Raw genomic sequence first — 16,510 nt, forward strand, 5'->3', positions numbered from 1 at the left:
GTCACGCCTCCTGCGTCAGGTCGAGGTAGCCAAGTCCATCCATCCGGCAAACCCAACCGCGGCCGACCATGGTGCTGGTCTCCGCCTCGGTCACAATGCAGGGCCCCTGCACCGTTGCGCCGGGGAACAGGGTGGCACGGTCATAGATCGCCCATTCCGTCACCTCGCCGGTGGTGGTGTCGCGCACCGCCTGGTGGCGGATCGGCGCCGGCGCGGGGGCGGCGGCCACCTCCGCCACCGGCTCCACCGCCTCGACGACGGTTGCCACCGTCACGGCGAAGCTCAGGATCTCCACGTCGCTGCCGGGCACCGGGCGGTCGTAGAAGCGGGTGTACTCGCGGTCGTAGAGGGCGCGGATCTCCCGCACATCCGCCTCCGTCATGTCGCGCGGCGGCAGCGGCACGGCGATCTCATGGCCCTGGCCGACATAGCGCATGTAGGCGATGCGGCTTTCCCGGGTCGGCGCGTCGAAGGCCCCCTTGGCGACCACCGCCGCCGCCTCATTCGCCATGCCGGCGAGCAGCGCGTTCACCGCCAGCACGTCGAAGCTGGCGAAGCGCTGGTAGAGGCTTTTCACCACCTCATAGGCTACCGGGGCGCGGAGGAAGCCGATGGCGCTGCCGACGCCGGCGCCGCTCGGCACCAGCATCCGCTTCACTCCGATCTTCTCCGCCACGCGGTAGCCATGCACCGGCCCACCGCCACCGAAGGCGATGATGGTACGGCCGCCGAAACCCTTGCCGCTTTCGATGGCATGCACCCGGGCGGCGTTCGACATGTTCTCGTCGACCATCTCGACCACGCCGAGTGCCGCCATATCGGCCGACAGCCCCAGCTTGCCGCCCACCTCGGCCGCCAGCGCATCGCGCGAGGCCTCCGGGTACAGCCGCAGCGCGCCGCCGGCGAACAGCAGCGGATCATAGCGGCCGAGCGCCAGATTGGCGTCGGTGACGGCCGGCTTCGATCCGCCGCGGCCGTAGCAGGCCGGGCCAGGATCGGCGCCGGCGGATTCCGGGCCTACGGTGATGCGGCCCATGCTGTCGACCGCGGCGATGGAGCCGCCACCGGCGCCGATCTCCACCATCTCGATCACCGGAATGCGCAGCGGCAGGCCGGAGCCCTTCTTGAAGCGGCCGACCCGCGCGACTTCGAAGCTGCGGGAGGCCTGCGGCTGATAGTCATCGATCAGGCAGACCTTGGCGGTGGTGCCGCCCATGTCGAAGGACAGCACTTTCTCGAACCCGCGCTGCCGGGCGACATGCGCCGAGAAGATGGCGCCGCCGGCGGGACCGCTTTCCACCAGCCGGATCGGGAAGCGCGCCGCGGTGTCGAGGGTGGTGAGCCCACCACCGGACAGCATCATGAACAGCGGGCAGGTCAGGCCCGCGGCGCGCAACTCGGTCTCCAGCCGGCCGAGGTAGCTGGCCATCAGCGGTTGCACATAGGCGTTGGCAACGGTGGTGGAGAAGCGCTCCCACTCCCGCATCTCCGGCGAGACCTCGCTGCTCAGCGAGACCGGCACCTCCGGCCAGAGCCGGCGGATGATCGTGGCGGCCTGGCGCTCATGCGCCGGGTTGACGAAGCCGTGCAGGAAGCCGATCGCCACCGCTTCGATGCCCTCGGCGCGCATGAAACCGACATGGCGTTCCACCGCCGCCTCGTCGAGCGCCAGCAGCACCTTGCCGGTATTGTCCAGCCGCTCCGGCACCGGCAGCCGCCAGCGGCGCGGCACCAGCGGCTGCGGCAGGTCGATGTTGAGGTCGTACTGGTCGTAGCGGCTCTCATTCCCCAGGGCGAGGACGTCGCGGAAGCCCTCCGTCGTCAGCAGCGCGGTCTTCGCCCCCTTGCGCTCGATGACGGCATTGGTCGCCAGGGTGGTGCCATGGATGACGAGGGCGATGTCGACGGGCGCGAGGCCCGCCTTCTCCAGCACCACGCGGACGCCTTCCAGCACGCCGAGTTCCGGCGCATGCGGCGTGGTCAGCACCTTGCCGGTCCAGCGCTGCTCATCCTGTTCCACGGCGACGTCGGTGAAGGTGCCGCCGATATCCACTGCGAGACGCGCGGTCACGCGCCGTACTCCGCCGCGAAGCGCTGCGCCACCGCGCAGGCCTGCTGAAAATCCTCGATCCGCATGGCTTCCTTTGGGTTGTGACTGCCGTTCTGGTTGCGCACGAAGAGCATGCCGGACGGCACGCCAGCCTGCGCGAAGGCCGCCGCGTCATGGCCGCCGCCGGACGCCATGACGAGGTGGGGAATCGCCAGCACCTCCGCCGCGCGCTGCAGCGCCGCCTGCACACCCGCATCCATCGGGCTGGCGCGGCTGCCGCCCTCGGCGCCCAGCTCGAAGCGCACGCCGCGCCGTGCCTCGATCTCCGCCACCTTATCGTGGAGCAGCTCGAACAGCGCGTCGCAGCTGTGCAGGTCGAGGCTGCGCACATCCAACTGGAAATGCGCCTCGCCGGGGATCTTGGTGAAGCCGGCCTCGGCGGTGGTCGCCAGGGTGCAGAAGGTGCAGACCATGCGATGGCCCCGCGCCTCCATCCGGCACCAGGCCTCATCCAGCGCCACCGCCAGCTCGGCCAGGGCAATCGCCGCGTCGCGGCGGTACTTCCGCGGCGTGCCGCCGGAATGGTTGTACTCGCCGAGGACCCGCCCGGCGCGGAGGCGCCGGCTGCCGGGGATGCCGGTGACAATGCCGACCGGGATCTGCTCGGCATCCAGCACCGGCCCCTGCTCGATATGCACTTCCAGAAAGGCGGCGACGTCATCCGGGCCGATCGCGCGCTTGCCGGCGGCGGCGAAGCCCGGGTCGAAGCCCTCCTCGCGCATGTGCTCGGCGAGGGTCCGGCCGCTGTCGCTGCGCCGCACCTCCAGCTCCTCCGGCTTGAGCATGCCGAGGGCGCCGCGGCTGCCGGGGTAGGAGGTGGGGAACCAGGCCCCCGCCTCCTCGGCCCGGATCGCCATCACCGTCACGTCGCGCGCCGGGGTGAAGCCGGCGCGCCGCATGCCGGCGACCGCCGCCAGCCCGGCCAGCACCCCGGCGGCGCCGTCGAAGTTGCCGCCCTGCTGCACGCTGTCGAGGTGGCTGCCAAGGATCACCCGCTTCGCCGCCCGGTCGGCGCCGGGCAGGGTGACATAGAGGTTGCCGATCGGGTCGACCCTGTGCTCCAGCCCCAGCGCCTGGGCGGTCTCCGTCACCAGCGCATGCGCCATGCGCTCGCCCGGGCCATAGGCCTCGCGGGTGATGCCGACGCCGTCGAAGCTCTTCGCTTGCAACTCGGCGAAGAGCCGTTCCGCGAGTTCGACGTCAGGCGTGAGGTTGGGCAGCATCAAGAGCCTTTCCGTTGAGCAGGTGCCAACCGAAGGCCCTGCGGCCTCCGGTGGCGGTCACACCATTCCGCGCACGCGTCCGCCATCGACGCGGATCATGCTGCCGGTGATATAGCCGCCCTTCTCGCTAGCAAGAAACGCGCCCATCGGCCCGTAGTCCTCCGGAACGCCCAGCCGGCCGGCGGGAATCTCCTTCGCCGCCTGTGCCAGCGCCTCCTCGAAGCTGATGTTGAGCTGCTGGGCGCGCTTCGTCGTGGTCTGGGTCACCCGGTCGGTCTGGATGGTCCCGGGGGCCAGGACGTTCATCGTCACCCCATCCTTCGCCACCTCGCCGGACAGCGTCTTCAGCCAGCCCCAGATCGAGGCGCGCAGCGTGTTGGACAGCGCCAGGGTTGGGATCGGATGCTGCATGCCGGTGCTGCCGACGACGATGATCCGCCCCCAGCCGCGCTGCCGCATCGCCGGCAGCAGCCGGTTGGTGATGCGGATCGGCGAGGCGACGATGTGCTGGAACCATTCGAGCAGCGCCGCGTCGGTGATCTCGGCGGCGGTGCAGGGCGGCGGGCCGCCATGGTTCAGCACCAGGATGTCGATGCCGCCCAGCGCCTTCTCGGCGGCATCGGCCAGCCGGTCCATGTCGGCGCCGTTCGCCACATCGGCGACGATGCCACTGGCGCTGGCAGCGCCCTTCGCCTTCAGCGCCGCCGCGGCCTCATCCAGCCGGCCCTGGTCGCGGCCGCTGATCACCACCGAGGCACCCTCGCCCGCCAGTGCATCGGCGATGGAACGGCCCAGGCCCTTGGTTCCGCCCATCACCAGGGCGCGGCGGCCCTTTAATCCGAGATCCATGGTCTCTACTCCCCTCCGGTCGGCGGACCCTGCCCGCGGCGGCGGCGCAACACAAGGGAGGGCGGCGCCGCGACGAGGGTCGCTGCGGCGCCGCCTCCCCGCGGCTGCCAAGCCCGGCCGGGACTGCTAGAAGTCCAGCAGAAACCCGGAGGCGTCCCCATGGCCAAACCCGTCCTGCTCGTCACCCGCAAGCTGCCCGAGGCCATCGAGGCGCGCGCCGCGCGCGACTACGACGCCAGGCTCAATCCGCAGGACGAGCCCTGGTCGAGCGACGGCGCCGAGATCGCCCGCCGGGCGACCGCGGCCGGTGCCGCCGGCATCCTCGGCGCGGCGGGGGACAGGCTGGACGCCGCCTGCATCAACGCCCTGCCCGCGTCGGTGAAGGTCATCGCCACCTTCAGCGTCGGCTTCGACCACATCGACATCGCCGCTGCCAAGGCGCGCGGCATCGCGGTGGTGAACACGCCGGAAGTGCTGAGCTTCGCCACCGCCGAATGCGCCTTCACCCTGATGCTGATGGCCGCCCGCCGGGCCGGCGAGGGCGAGCGCATGGTGCGTGCCGGGCAATGGAAGGGCTGGGCGCCGACCCAGCTCATGGGCGTGACGCTGGAGGGCAAGAAGCTAGGCATCCTCGGCTTCGGCCGGATCGGGCGGGAACTGGCGGCGATGGCGCGCGGCTTCCGCATGGAGATCCACTACCGCGACATCCAGAAGCTGCCACCCGAGGTCGAGCAGGGCGCGATCTATCACGACAGCGAGGACAGCTTCCTCGGCACGATCGATATCATTTCCATGCATGTGCCCGGCGGCGACGCCAACCGCCACTGGCTGAACGCCGCGCGACTCGCGAAAATGAAGCCCGGCAGCATCGTGGTGAACAGCGGCCGCGGCGTCTCGGTGCACGACGACTCGCTGATCGCGGCGCTGAAGTCCGGCCATATCCGCGCCGCCGGCCTCGATGTCTACGACGGCGAGCCGAAGGTGAACCCGGGCTACCTGACACTCGAGAATGTCGCGCTGCTGCCGCATCTCGGCAGCGCCACCATCGAGGTGCGCGACGCCATGGGCAACCGGGCGTTGGAGAACCTCGACGCGGTGCTGCTGCACCATACGGCGCCGCCGCATCGGGTGGCGTAGCCGGGGCTTTCAGCCATCGCCACCATGGAACGCTTTCCGGAAGGGACCGACATGCGCATGACCCGCCGTGCCTTGCTTGCCGCCGCACTCGCCGCCCCGGCCCTGGCCGGCACCGCCGCCGCCCAGGCGCCGGCCGCGGCCCCGGCGCAGCAGGCGCCCGGCTACTACCGCTTCAAGGTCGGCGGCTTCACCGTCACCACTGTCTACGACGGCTACAACCGTCGCCAGGTCCAGGGGCTGGTCCGCAACGCCCCGGTCGAGCAGGTGCAGGCGGTGCTGTCGGAAAGCTTCCTGCCCACCGCCACCTATGACGGTCCCTATACCGTCACCTTCATCGACACCGGGCGGCAGCTCATTGCCTTCGACACCGGCACCGGCGGCCAGATGGCGCCGACCGCGGGGCTGCTGCCGGCCAATATGGCGGCGGCCGGGCTGGACCCGGCCAAGGTCGATCTGGTGGTCATCACCCATTGCCACCAGGACCACATCCATGGGCTGACGACGCGCGACGGCGCCGCTTTCTTCGCCAATGCCGAGGTGGCGGTGCCCAAGGCGGAATGGGCCTGGTGGAGCGACCCCACCAATGAAAGCCGCAGCCCGCAGGGCCAGCGGGTGAACTTCGCCAATGTCGCCCGCCGCTTCGCCCCCTACCGCGACCGGCTACGCCGCTACGCGCCGGGGGCGGAGCTGGCGCCGGGGCTGCGGGCGGTGGCGGCACCGGGCCATACGCCGGGCCACAGCCTGGTGCATGTGGCCGATGGTGGGGCGCAGCTGATGCTGCTGGCCGACACCACCCACCGCCCGGAGCTCTTCGTTCGCCGCCCCGGCCTGCATTCGCTGTTCGACTTCGACGCGGAGATGGCCGAGCAGACCCGCCGGCGGGTGCTGGACCAGGTGGCGACGGATCGGGTGCAGGTGATCGGCTACCACTTTCCCTTCCCCGCCGTCGGGCACATCGCCCGCGAGCCGGAAGGCTACCGCTACATCGCCAACGCCTGGTCGTAGAAGAACACACGGCGGCGCCGGCTTCGCCACCAGCATCCGGCGGCAGATCGCCACGGTCAGCGGCCCGGCCGGTCAATCCGACCGGGCCGCTGGCAAACGGCAGACGGGTCTAGAGCCCGGCCCGCATCCGCCCGGGGTTGAGCACGCCGCGCGGGTCCATCACCGCCTTCACCCGGCGGCCGATCTCGGCCAGCGCCGGCGGCTCCGGCGACAGTACTTCCACTGCCGCGCGCAGCGGCTCCGGCGCGCGGAACAGGGTGAAGCTGCCGCCCGCGGCCGTGGCGGCGGCGATCACGTTGGCATGGGCCGCCGCGGTTGCCGGCCCGGCCAGCCAGACCAGCCCACCGCCCCAGTCCAGCAACGCCTGGCCGAAGCCGGTAGCGGCGACCACCCCGGGCCCGGCGCTGGGCTGGACCGAGACCCGCCAGACCGCCTGCTCCGCCGTGGCGCCGAGCGGCTCGGCATCGCGCACCGCACGCCACAGGGCGCGGCTCTCGGCATCGCCGATCAACGCCACCTCGCCGAACCGGGCAAGCTCGTCCCGCAGGCGGACGCTGCGGTAGGCGACAGACTCGGGAAGCTCCTCCAGCCGCAGGATCGCCAGTGGCCCACCCAGCCCCACGCCGCCCTGCGGCAGCAGCGCCGCGCCGGTCACGCCGAAGGGGCTGCCGAGCCCGGCCGAGAGCACCCGCACCCCATCCGCGAGATCCGCCACCCGCACCGCGATAGTGCCGGTCGCGGACGGCGCCGGCAGCACCTTCAGGGTGATCTCGGTCAGCACGCCGAGGGTGCCATGCGCCCCGGTCAGCAGCTTGCAGAGATCGAGGCCGGTGACGTTCTTCAGCACCCGCCCACCGCTGCGGAACACCTCCCCCCGCCCGTTGACCGCGCGGATGCCCATGACATGGTCGCGGGTGGCGCCGCCGGTGATGCGGCGCGGGCCGGAGAGGTTGGTGGCAACGATGCCGCCGAGGCTCGCCGGCCCGGCGCTGCCGAACAGCGCGGCGAGATCCGGCGGCTCGGCAATCAGGTGCTGGCCGTGCTCGGCCAGTGCCGCCTCGATCTCCGGCAGCGGCGTGCCGGCCCAGGCGGCGATGATCAGCTCCTGCGGCTTGTAGAGGGTGATGCCCGAGAGGTTGCGCAGCGTGAGGCCGCGCGCCGCCTGCACCGGGCGCAGCAGCCCGCGCTTGCTGCCGCGCCCCTCGATGCCGAGCGGCACCCCCTCCGCCGCCGCGGCGGCGACGGCGGCGGCGACCCCGGCCTCGGTGTCCGGCGCCAGGAAGCTCGCGCTCATGCCGCCCGCGGCAGGGCGGCGGGGGCGACCGCGGGGTTGCCCTCCAGCGGGAAGACCTTGGCCGGGTTCAGCAGCCACCCGGGGTCGAAGGCCGCCTTGATGGCGCGCTGCTGGTCCAGCTCGGCGGCGGTGAATTGCACGCCCATCAGGTCGCGCTTCTCGACGCCGACGCCATGCTCGCCTGTCAGGCAGCCGCCGACCTCGACGCAAAGCTTCAGGATCTCGGCGCCGAAGCGCTCCGCCTTGTGGAAGCTCTCCGGATTGTTGGCGTCGAACATGATCAGCGGGTGGAGGTTGCCGTCGCCGGCGTGGAAGACATTGGCGACCTGCAGCCCGTATTCCGCCGACATCTCGCCGATGCGCTTCAGCACGAAGGGCAGCTCCCCGGTCGGGATGGTGCCGTCCATGCAGAGGTAGTCGGGGCTGATCCGGCCGACCGCGCCGAAGGCGCCCTTGCGGCCCTTCCAGATCGCCAGGGATTCCTCGGCGGTCTGGGCGACCTTCAGGCTGATCGGGTCGAAGCGGTTGCAGATCTCCTTCAGCTTGCCGAGCAGCAGATCCTGCTCCGCCTCGCTGCCCTCGACCTCGATGATCAGCATGGCCTCGGCATCCAGCGGGTAGCCGGCATGGGCGAAGGCCTCGCAGGCGTGGATGCAGGGCCTGTCCATGAACTCCAGCGCCACCGGGATGATGCCGGAGCCGATGATGGCATCCACCGCCTGGCCGGCGATCTCGATGCCCTTGAATGCGGCCAGCATGGCACGCTGACCCTCGGCGCTGCGCAGGATGCGGACGGTGACCTCGGTGACCACCGCCAGCATCCCCTCGCTGCCCGTCAGCAGCCCAAGCCAGTCATAGCCCGCGGCATCCAGATGGCGGCCACCGATGTCGATGACCTCGCCGGCCATCGTCACCACCTTCAGGCCGAGCAGGTTGTTGGCGGTGACGCCGTATTTCAGGCAATGCGCGCCGCCGGAGTTCATCCCAACATTGCCGCCAATCATGCAGGCGAGTTGGCTGGAGGGGTCGGGGGCATAGAAGAAGCCGTCGGCCGAGACATGGTTGGTGATGCCGAGGTTGGTGACCCCGGCCTCCACCACCGCCAGGCGATTGTCGTAGTCGACCTCGAGGATCCGGTTCATCCGCATCAGCCCGAGCACCACCGCATCGGCCAGCGGCAGCGCCCCCCCGGAGAGCGAGGTGCCGGCGCCGCGCGGCACCACCCGCACCCCCATGGCGTGGCAGAGCCGCAGCACCGCGGCAACCTGCTCCGTGCTGGTCGGCAGCACCACCGCCAGCGGCGGCTGGCGATAGGCGGAGAGCCCGTCGGTCTCATAGGGCTTGAGGCGCAGCGTCTCGCTGATCACGCCTTCGCCCGGGACAATGGCGCGAAGCGCCGCGACGATCTCGGCACGGCGGGCCATCACCTCGGCCTTGGGTTCGGGCAGCCGGATCATGCTGGGACTCCCTCAGGAGGTGGGGATGGCAAGATGGGCCGGGCCGCCGTGACGGGCAAGGCGCGCTTGCCCCGGCGGCCCGGCACGGCCACTCTCCGCCGCGCCGCCAGGGGTGCCATCGGCGCCACCGCCGCAGTAATTATCCAGCAGACGCCGTCACCACCCCGAGGGGAGAATTCCTTGCGCCCGCTTCGTCGCCTTTGCCTTGCCGCCCTGCTCTGCTGCCTCGCGCCGATCGCCCAGGCGCAGATCCGCGAGGGGCTCTATGCGATCGAGGGCAGCAATCCCGATGGCACAAGCTACTCCGGGAAATTCGCCCTGCAGCCGGGGCCGGCGGGCAGCTGGGTCGGCATCTGGCAGGTCGGGTCGGCGCGGGTCGCCGGGCTCGGGTTGATCGAGGGCGGGATCCTCGCCCTCTCCTTCGTCAACGAGGGCCGGCCCGGCATCGCCGCCTACCAGGTCGAGCCGGACGGCAAGTTGCGCGGCACCTGGACCACCGGCGGCGGCATGGGGTCGGAGATGCTGACGCCTGAATAGGGAGGCGCCGAACACGCAAAGCCGCCGCGGCGGTGCCGGCGGCGGCTTGGTGGCCTCAATGCCCGGGCGTCATGGCCCAGGCGGCACGATTCAGCCCTGGCGAGCCTTCAGCCGAGGGTTCTTCTTGTTCAGCACATAGAGCCGGCCGCGGCGGCGCACCACCACGCAGTTCTTGTCGCGCGTCTTCGCAGTCTTGAGGCTGTTGCGGATCTTCATCGGACCAAACCCTGGAGAGGCGGTGCGTCTAGGGGCGGCAGGCCGGGATGTCAACCGCAGCGGCCATGAGTGCCGCCTTCCCGGCCGCCTTTCTGCCGTTGCGTCACCGCTCGGCATGGCCATTCTGCAGGCAGAGCGTGTCCTTCAGCAACGCGATGCGCAGCCGTTCCAGCGCGTCCCGCAGCACCATTGCCGCCTCTTCGAATTGCTCGTTCGCGGCATCCTCCAGCAGGTGGTCGAGGCGGCGGATCAGGCTGCGCCGCCGGTTCATCAGGTTGAAGCCCGTCACCAGAAGCTCATCCGGCCACAAGGCGGCCTGTTCGGTCGCGCCTGGGGAGGGCTTGGTTCGCCGCGGCATCCGATCGCCTCCGTAATCCTGCGTCGAGGGGTACGCGGCCAGAACAATCGACGGTGGCCTGACGGGACGCAATCGCCACGGCCCGGAGCCGCGGCGAATCGGCGCGGTTTGACGCATTACTGACATAAGGGCGGAACGGGTTCCGCCTGCGTTCCGGAGCGGCATGGCGCTCTTCACGCAATCACTGCGGTGACAAGCGCCGGTTCGGCAGGCTCACTCCGCCGCCAGCTTCCCGGCCCCCGCCTCCAACCGCAGGAAGCCATCCCGCGTTTGCGGCAGCTTGCGGCCGAGGATCTGCTCCGCCACCTGGGTGCGCAGCACCTGGGCGGTGCCGCCGGCGATGGCGAACATGCGGGCGTCGCGCACCGCGCGCTCCATCGGGTTCTCCCGGCTGTAGCCGGCAGCGCCCCAGAGTTGCAGCGCGTTGTTGGTCACCTCGATGGCGGTATCGGCGGCCAGCACCTTGGCACGCGCCGCCAGCAGACGGTCCGGGAAGCCGATCTGCGCGTCACCGGGCCCGGCCGAGCGCGCCGCCTGCCAGACCAGCGCGCGCGACGCCTCCAGCTTGATCGACATATCCGCCAACATCCAGCCGAGCCCCTGGAACTCAGCGATCGGCCGGCCGAACTGCCGGCGCTTCTGGACATAGGCCAGGGCGTGGTCATAGGCGCCGGCGGCGATGCCGAGCGCCGCGGTCGCGGCGCCGACGCGCTGGCCGTTGTAGGCCTCCATCAGCCGGCCGAAGCCGCGGGCGAAGCCGCCCGGCGGGCGCAGCACCATCGTGTCCGGCACTTCCAGCCCCTGGAAACGGATCTCCGCCTCCGGCATGCCCTTTAGGCCCATGGAGGGGATGCGGCGGTGCACCACCAGTCCGGCCGGGTCGCGCTCGCCGTTACGCACCACGATGAAGCCGCCGATGCCAAGATCGCGGCCATCCTCGAAGGCACGGGCGAAGATGAGATGCAGGCGGGAGACGCCGCCGCCGGTGATCCAGTGCTTGACCCCGTCGATAACCCAGCGGTCGCGGTGCTTCACCGCCCGTGTCGTCATCTCGGTGGCGGCGGATCCGGCCTCGGGCTCGGTGATGCAGATCGCCGGCTTGTCACCACCAAGCACCAGGTCGGCGGCGATGCGCTTCTGCGCCGGGGTGCCATAGGCCATGATGGCGCCGACCGCGCCCATGTTGGCCTCGACCGCGATGCGGCCGCAGACCGCGCAGGCCTTCGCGAATTCCTCGATGACCAGGACGGCGTCGAGATAGGAGAGGCCGGGGCCGCCCCATTCGCGCGGGATGGTCAGGCCGAAGAAGCCGGCCTCGGTCATGCGCCGGACCATCGGCCAGGGGTATTGCTCGGTGCGGTCGGTCCCGGCGGCCTGTGCGGCGGCCTCCTGCGCCATGTCGCGGGCGCGGCCGCGGAGTTGCACCTGCGCTTCGGTCAAGCCGTCCATGCGTGTGTTTCCTGCCCAGCATGGCAGGATTAGGCGGTTCCGATCGCCGCCGCAATTGTCGGCGCGAGGCCGCGGAATTCCGCGGCGCGCGGGCTGCGCGACCGCCAGGCGAGCGCCAGGCTGCGGCCCGGTGCGGCTTCCGCCACCCCGGGGGCCTCCAGCGGCCGGACCTCCACCGCGGCGCCGGCCAGCACGCCGCCCTCCACCGACAGCCGCGGCAGCAGGGTCACGCCGAGGCCGCTCGCCACCATCTGCACCAGCGTATGCAGCGAGGTGGCGGCGAAATTGTCCTCCACCGGCGCCACCGCGCGTGGCAGGCCGCAGGCATCCAGCGCGTGTTCGCGCAGGCAATGCCCATCCTCCAGCAGCAGCAGATGCTCGGCCGACAGCGCCCCGGCGGGAATCCGGTCGCGCGCCGCCAGCCGGTGCCCGGCGGGAAAGGCGGCGAGGAAGGGGTCGAGGGCGATCGGCAGGATCTCGGCATCGCCACAGGCGCAGGGCAGCGCCAGCAGCAGCAGGTCCAGTCGCCCGGCATCGAGTTGCGCCAGCAACCGCTCCGTCTGGTCCTCCCGCAGCCAGAGCCGCAGCCGCGGGAAAGCCTGGCGCAGCGCCGGCATCAGCCGCGGCAGCAGGAAGGGGCCGATGGTCGGGATGACGCCGAGGCGAAGCGGGCCGGAGAGCGGGTCGCGCGAGGCCGCGGCGGTCTCCGCCACCGCCTCCAGCGCCGCCAGCGCGGTGCGGGCCCGCGCCACCACCTCCAGCCCCAGCGGCGTGAAGATCGGCCGCTTCGCCGCGCCACGCTCCAGCAGCGCGGCGTCGAGCTGGCGTTCAAGGGCGATGATGCCGGCCGAAAGGGTGGACTGCGTCACCGTGCAAGCCGCCGCCGCCCGCCCGAAATGGCCATGGTCGGCAAGCGCCAGAAGATAGCGGAGCTGCTGCGGGCTGGGGAGGGAGATCATCCGGGTCCATCGTTTCTATCGATCAAATTTCAAAAAACTATTCATTGGCTAAGTCGTTCGCCAGCAGGCATATGCTTGTGCGCCGCAGCAGGACCCGTTTCGCGCCTGCTGCGGCCCGTTGGACCACAGGCTCAAGGATTCAGGCATGCTGACCGTTGGCGATAAGTTTCCGTCCTTCCAGCTCACTGCGGTGAAAGCCGGCCCCGAAGGTCTCGGCGGCCCCGGCAAGTCCTTCACCGAAATCAGCTCCGCCTCCGATGCCGGCAAGTGGAAGATCGTCTTCTTCTGGCCGAAGGACTTCACCTTCGTCTGCCCGACCGAAATCGCCGCCTTCGGCAAGCTGGCCGGTGAGTTCGCCGACCGTGACGCGGTGGTCTATGGCGTCTCCACCGACAGCGAGTTCGTCCACCTGAACTGGCGCGTCCACAACGACGACATCCGCGACCTGCCGATCCCGATGCTGGCCGACATCAAGCGCGAGCTGGCCGAGAGCCTCGGCATCCTTGACAAGACCGCCGGCGTGGCACTGCGCGCGACCTTCATCGTCGACCCGGAGGGGACCATCCAGTGGGCCTCGGTCAACGGCCTGAACGTCGGCCGCAACCCGCAGGAAGTGCTGCGCGTCCTCGACGCCCTGCAGACCGACGAGCTCTGCCCCTGCAACTGGGAGAAGGGCAAGGAAGTGCTGAACCCGGACGCCCTGTTCGAAAAGGCGGCCTGATCAGAGCGGATCGCCGAAGGGCGGCATCGTCCGAAGCGAAACGGGGGCAATCAGCCCCCGTAGCCGCTCTCCCGCGCCCTTGGCGCGGGAGAGGGTTGGCCGAACGGATCGCCCGCGGTCCGCTCCGCCCACCCCGTCCCCCTGAGCCTTCGAAGGAGCCCGCCATGTCGCTGGAAGCCCTGCGCAACCGCCTGCCCGAATATGCGAAGGACCAGAAGTTGAACCTCGGTAGCCTGGCGACCGAGCCCGTGCTGAACCAGCAGCAGCGCGCGGGCACCTTCATCGCCTCGGCGCTGGCCTCCCGCAATGCCGAGGTGATCCAGGCCGTGGTCGGGGAGTTCGGCCCGCAGCTGAGCCCGGAGGCGCTGAACGCCGCCAAGGCCGCCGCCTCGATCATGGGCATGAACAACATCTACTACCGCTTCACCCATCTGGTCGGCGGCGACTACGCCCAGATGCCGGCCAAGCTGCGGATGAACGTCATGGCCCGCCCCGGCGTGGACAAGGTGGATTTCGAGCTCTGGTCGCTCGCCGTCTCGGCCATCAACGGCTGCGGCATGTGCATGGAAGCGCATGAGAAAGTCGTGCTGCAGCACGGGATCACCAAGGAGCAGGTCCAGGCCGCGGTCCGCATCGCCGCAGTGGTGCATGCCGCCGCCGCGACCCTCGATGCCGAAACGGCGCTGGCCGCCTGATACCGACGGCCGCTGATCGCCCCTGATCAACGGCCCGCTTCAGCCGCCGGGCGGCTTGCTCCGCAAAACCGTGGCTACGCGCCACTCGGCGCGGCGCCCGTTCGGGCGCCCGGCATGAGTGGAAGACTCATGCCGATGGTATGAACCCGCTCAACCGGTGGCGCGGAGGACGAACAGCGCCCCCGCCACCGGCGCCCCCTTCTCCTGGCGCAGCACCGCGCCGCGCTGCGCTGCCACCGCCAGCCCCGCCGTCGCCGCCAGCTGTGCGACATGCGCCGGGTCATGGCGGTAGCGCATGCCCTCGCCCAGCGCGAAGGGCACCCCTTCCCCCGCCTCCACTGAGAATGCCGCCACCCCGCCCGGTGCCAGCGCCGTCGCCATGGCGTGCAGGGCAGGTGCGAGGTCGCCCAGGTAATTCAGCACATCCACCGCCGCGACCAGCCCATAGGCGGCCGGATGCGCCGGCAGGAAGCTGAGCAGGTCGGCTTGGTGCAGCGCCTGGTACAAACCCCGCCGCCCGGCCTCCGCCAGCATCCGCGGCGAGAGGTCCAGCCCCTCCAACCGGGCCGCGAAGGGCGCCAGGGCGACACCTGACAGCCCAGTGCCGCAGCCGAGGTCGAGCACCCTCAGCCCGCGCGCCACCCCCATCTCCTCCAGCAGCGCCGCCAGCAGCTCCGGCGTCCGGTACTCCAGCCGGCCGGTGAGCTCGGCATCGAAGCGCGGGGCGAATTGATCGAACAGGTCGCGCACATAGCTGGCAGGCGCCCGGTCCGGCACCGCACCGCCGCGCAGCGCCGCCAGCAGAAACCGCGCCTGCTCGGCCACCGCCGCATCGCCTTCGGCATGCCCCTGGGCGCGGGCCAGCGCCGCCTCGGCCGCCGCCGCCGCTCCCGCGGCATCCCCCGCCTCCCGCCGGGCATGCGCCAGGGCAAGCCACGGCAGCGGCGCCTGCGGATCAAGCGCCACCGCCTGGGCAAGCGGTCCCAACGCCGCCGGGGCGTCGCCCAGCCCGCACAGCGCCTGGCCGAGGTTCCGCAGCGTCACCGGGTCCGCCGGCCGCCGGGCCAAAGCGGCACGCAGGTGCCGCACCGCCTCCGTCAGCCGGCCGGCCTCGGCCAGGGCCGCGCCATGACTGGCGAGGAACACCGGTGCCTCCGGCTGCAGCGCCACGGCGCGGCCGGTATGCGCCACCGCGGCGGTCACATCTCCGCGTTGGCGGGCTAGCACCCCCAGCAGGTTATGCGCATTGGCGTCCTGCGGCCGCAACGCCAGCACCCGGCGATACCGCCGCTCCGCCCCGGCCAGATCGCCCCGCGCATGGCGGGCGGCGCCATCTTCCAGCAATTCCCTCGGGTTCTCGGCCGGCATGGCGGCACTCTGGCGGCGCCGGCCAGCCGGCGCAACCAAGCGCGGCGTGGCTGGCGTGCAACAGCATCATACGATCACATTTATGTGCTTGCGTCCGCCATGACCGATCCGTAAGGCTCACGCACCCCCGACACGCCGCCGGGGGCCCATTCATGGTGCGTCATGCAGACCACGCCTGAGCCCGACCCGCCCGCTGCGGCGGAACCCCCGGAAGCCCAGGGCATTGACAGTCCCATGCAAGCCCAGACGCAGATCATCCCGCAAGCACCGCCCACTATGCCCTTCGCTTACGACCAGGGCACATTCGACCGTTGGTTGCGGAACGAGCTGAACAGCCTGCACTCCTCGGTGCTGTCCGAGCCCATCCCGCAACACCTGCTCGCCATCCTGCAGCAGTCAAAGCCGGATTGATCCGAAGGCGGCCGGCCTGCCGGCCCGAAGCGGCGATGATCGGTCCACCGCACTATTCTTCCTCCATCTGCGACCGGGGCAGCGGATCGAGGCCCAGGCTGCGGCGCAGCTGTTCCCGAGCGCGCGACAGGCGGGAGCGCAGCGTGCCGGCCGGCACCCCCAGCACCCGCGCCGCATCGGCGTAGTCCAGCCCCTCCACCACGACCACCCATAGGGCTTCCCGATGGATTGCCGACAGCCGGCGGTAGGCGTTGGCGACGTCGTGCATCGCCTGGCGTTCCTCCTGCCCGCCGGACACCGGCGCATCCGGCAGCGACTCCGGATGCACCATCGGGCTGCGCGCGGCCCGCCGTACCGCCGCGGCACGCGCGTGGCGGAGGATGGTGAACAACCATGCCCGCAGATTGGTGCCTTCCTGAAACTGCCCGCGCGCGGCAATCGCCCGCACCAGCGTTTCCTGCACCAGATCATCCGCGACATCAGCCTGCCGCGCCAGCACGCGCGCGAACCGGCGGAGCCGTGGAATCTCCGCCGCAATCGCTGCCGCGAAGGCGTCCGCTTCGGGCGCCTTTTCCTGCTTCATGCGTCCCTGGCAATGCCCCTGTCGCACGACCCATCGCGTGCGGCGCGACACTATCCGAAGCCATGCGACTGAGGGCCTTCGCCGGAGACACCCTTGCGTGTAACCCGGGTGTTGCGTTGCACGCTTGCGTGGGACGCC

General features: G+C 70.9%; 17 protein-coding genes. 6 read left to right on the forward strand and 11 right to left on the reverse strand.

Features of this window, described 5'->3' with window-relative positions; genetic code table 11:
- Nucleotide 1 precedes the first annotated feature (1 nt).
- From H7965_RS01085 to H7965_RS01095, 3 genes are read right to left on the reverse strand one after another with little or no spacing between them, the layout of a single operon-like run.
- On the reverse strand, nucleotides 2-2,071 hold the full coding sequence (locus H7965_RS01085) for a hydantoinase/oxoprolinase family protein (RefSeq protein WP_186768665.1): 2,070 nt from the start codon (nucleotides 2,069-2,071) through the stop codon (nucleotides 2-4).
- Nucleotides 2,068-3,333: a hydantoinase/carbamoylase family amidase gene (locus H7965_RS01090; RefSeq protein ID WP_186768666.1), complete on the reverse strand. Its 1,266-nt coding sequence runs from the start codon at nucleotides 3,331-3,333 to the stop codon at nucleotides 2,068-2,070. Before H7965_RS01090 ends, H7965_RS01085 begins: the two co-directional genes overlap by 4 nt.
- 57 nt (nucleotides 3,334-3,390) lie before the next feature.
- The gene (locus H7965_RS01095) at nucleotides 3,391-4,182 is read right to left on the reverse strand and encodes an SDR family oxidoreductase (RefSeq protein ID WP_186768667.1); all 792 of its coding nucleotides are present in this window, start codon (nucleotides 4,180-4,182) and stop codon (nucleotides 3,391-3,393) included.
- 159 nt (nucleotides 4,183-4,341) lie between these two features.
- Here H7965_RS01095 and H7965_RS01100 point away from each other — a divergent pair, with 159 nt between their 5' ends.
- Entirely contained in the window at nucleotides 4,342-5,319 is a 978-nt protein-coding gene (locus H7965_RS01100; protein WP_186768668.1) for a 2-hydroxyacid dehydrogenase, read from the forward strand.
- Between the two features lie 51 nt (nucleotides 5,320-5,370).
- Nucleotides 5,371-6,324: an MBL fold metallo-hydrolase gene (locus H7965_RS01105; protein ID WP_186768669.1), complete on the forward strand. Its 954-nt coding sequence runs from the start codon at nucleotides 5,371-5,373 to the stop codon at nucleotides 6,322-6,324.
- Between the two features lie 109 nt (nucleotides 6,325-6,433).
- Here H7965_RS01105 and H7965_RS01110 read toward each other — a convergent pair whose 3' ends face one another.
- Both H7965_RS01110 and H7965_RS01115 read right to left on the reverse strand, forming a co-directional pair.
- Nucleotides 6,434-7,618 (reverse strand): FAD-binding protein, encoded by a 1,185-nt coding sequence (locus H7965_RS01110; protein ID WP_186768670.1) that lies wholly within the window; start codon nucleotides 7,616-7,618, stop codon nucleotides 6,434-6,436.
- Entirely contained in the window at nucleotides 7,615-9,075 is a 1,461-nt protein-coding gene (locus tag H7965_RS01115; protein WP_186768671.1) for an FAD-linked oxidase C-terminal domain-containing protein, read from the reverse strand. The genes H7965_RS01110 and H7965_RS01115 overlap by 4 nt, the downstream gene beginning before the upstream one ends.
- A gap of 180 nt (nucleotides 9,076-9,255) precedes the next feature.
- Between H7965_RS01115 and H7965_RS01120 the strand changes: the two genes are divergently transcribed.
- Nucleotides 9,256-9,612, forward strand: a complete 357-nt coding sequence (locus tag H7965_RS01120; RefSeq protein ID WP_186768672.1) for a hypothetical protein — start codon at nucleotides 9,256-9,258, stop codon at nucleotides 9,610-9,612.
- 90 nt (nucleotides 9,613-9,702) lie between these two features.
- On the opposite strand, the gene ykgO is transcribed toward H7965_RS01120, so the two are convergent.
- From ykgO to H7965_RS01140, 4 genes are all read right to left on the reverse strand, one after another.
- Nucleotides 9,703-9,828: a type B 50S ribosomal protein L36 gene (gene ykgO / locus H7965_RS01125; RefSeq protein WP_043337704.1), complete on the reverse strand. Its 126-nt coding sequence runs from the start codon at nucleotides 9,826-9,828 to the stop codon at nucleotides 9,703-9,705.
- 103 nt (nucleotides 9,829-9,931) lie between these two features.
- Complete coding sequence (locus H7965_RS01130) at nucleotides 9,932-10,186, reverse strand: hypothetical protein (protein ID WP_186768673.1); 255 nt, start codon at nucleotides 10,184-10,186, stop codon at nucleotides 9,932-9,934.
- Nucleotides 10,187-10,399: 213 nt separating this feature from the next.
- A complete protein-coding gene (gene acdA / locus H7965_RS01135) occupies nucleotides 10,400-11,635 on the reverse strand; it encodes a 3-sulfinopropanoyl-CoA desulfinase (RefSeq protein ID WP_186768674.1) in 1,236 nt (411 codons plus the stop codon).
- Between the two features lie 29 nt (nucleotides 11,636-11,664).
- A complete protein-coding gene (locus H7965_RS01140; RefSeq protein WP_186768675.1) occupies nucleotides 11,665-12,594 on the reverse strand; it encodes a hydrogen peroxide-inducible genes activator in 930 nt (309 codons plus the stop codon).
- A 145-nt stretch (nucleotides 12,595-12,739) separates the two neighbouring features.
- Between H7965_RS01140 and H7965_RS01145 the strand changes: the two genes are divergently transcribed.
- Together H7965_RS01145 and H7965_RS01150 are read left to right on the forward strand one after the other, a co-directional pair.
- On the forward strand, nucleotides 12,740-13,315 hold the full coding sequence (locus tag H7965_RS01145; RefSeq protein ID WP_186768676.1) for a peroxiredoxin: 576 nt from the start codon (nucleotides 12,740-12,742) through the stop codon (nucleotides 13,313-13,315).
- A gap of 164 nt (nucleotides 13,316-13,479) precedes the next feature.
- A complete protein-coding gene (locus H7965_RS01150; protein ID WP_186768677.1) occupies nucleotides 13,480-14,010 on the forward strand; it encodes a carboxymuconolactone decarboxylase family protein in 531 nt (176 codons plus the stop codon).
- Between the two features lie 150 nt (nucleotides 14,011-14,160).
- Here the strand turns inward: H7965_RS01150 and H7965_RS01155 are convergent, their stop codons facing one another.
- Nucleotides 14,161-15,378, reverse strand: a complete 1,218-nt coding sequence (locus tag H7965_RS01155) for a methyltransferase domain-containing protein (protein ID WP_186768678.1) — start codon at nucleotides 15,376-15,378, stop codon at nucleotides 14,161-14,163.
- A gap of 162 nt (nucleotides 15,379-15,540) precedes the next feature.
- Between H7965_RS01155 and H7965_RS01160 the strand changes: the two genes are divergently transcribed.
- Entirely contained in the window at nucleotides 15,541-15,789 is a 249-nt protein-coding gene (locus H7965_RS01160; protein ID WP_186768679.1) for a hypothetical protein, read from the forward strand.
- A 52-nt stretch (nucleotides 15,790-15,841) separates the two neighbouring features.
- Here the strand turns inward: H7965_RS01160 and H7965_RS01165 are convergent, their stop codons facing one another.
- Nucleotides 15,842-16,423 (reverse strand): sigma-70 family RNA polymerase sigma factor, encoded by a 582-nt coding sequence (locus tag H7965_RS01165; RefSeq protein WP_229682428.1) that lies wholly within the window; start codon nucleotides 16,421-16,423, stop codon nucleotides 15,842-15,844.
- Between the last annotated feature and the right edge of the window lie 87 nt (nucleotides 16,424-16,510).

The sequence above is a fragment of the Siccirubricoccus deserti genome (assembly GCF_014283215.1).
Lineage (GTDB): Bacteria > Pseudomonadota > Alphaproteobacteria > Acetobacterales > Acetobacteraceae > Siccirubricoccus > Siccirubricoccus deserti.